We start from the raw sequence: 535 nt of genomic DNA on the forward strand, positions 1-535 counted from the left end.
GCGGTCGCGCTGCTGCTCGGACGCGGTCCGTTCGGGCCGGATACGCCGCCGAGCGACGCGGCCATGCTGGCGCATTTCGAGACGCACCGTGCGGGCTTCGAGGAGCTCGCCGCCATGCTGGCGGAGGATCGCGGCCTGCGCCGGTTCGGTGCCGACTGGAGCGACCCGCCGACCCCGGAGGCCGCCGGCATCACGGCCGAGCGCCTCGCCCGCCATCGCCGCCTGTGCGCGCGGCTCGGCATCGTCTCGGTCGTGAATCTCGGCGACCGGATCACGCTCGTCCACCATGCGTCGGGGCTCGGCATCAGCGGCTCGGGCAAGAGCTTCGTGCGGGGGCCCGCGGCGCCCTGGGCCGAGATCGTCACGGGTGATCTCGACGTGGCCGCCCGCGCGCCGCCGCCGGCCGGACCGGACCGGCGCCGCGGCGTGATCCTAGAGCGGCGGATCGATGCGAGCTGGTGGCTGCAACTCGACCGGGGGTGACGCCGGTGCCGCAGCGGCCTCAAATCATCCGCGCGAAAGTCACCCGCGCTTC

General features: G+C 74.6%; 1 protein-coding gene. It reads left to right on the forward strand.

Going from position 1 to position 535, the window contains the following annotated elements; translation table 11 throughout:
• Positions 1-483 (forward strand): hypothetical protein (locus ABTU92_RS30495; protein WP_408095267.1); only part of this gene is annotated, 483 nt, incomplete at its 5' end.
• Positions 484-535 lie beyond the last annotated feature (52 nt).

This window comes from Rhodoplanes sp. SY1 (assembly GCF_046000175.1).
GTDB lineage: Bacteria > Pseudomonadota > Alphaproteobacteria > Rhizobiales > Xanthobacteraceae > Rhodoplanes.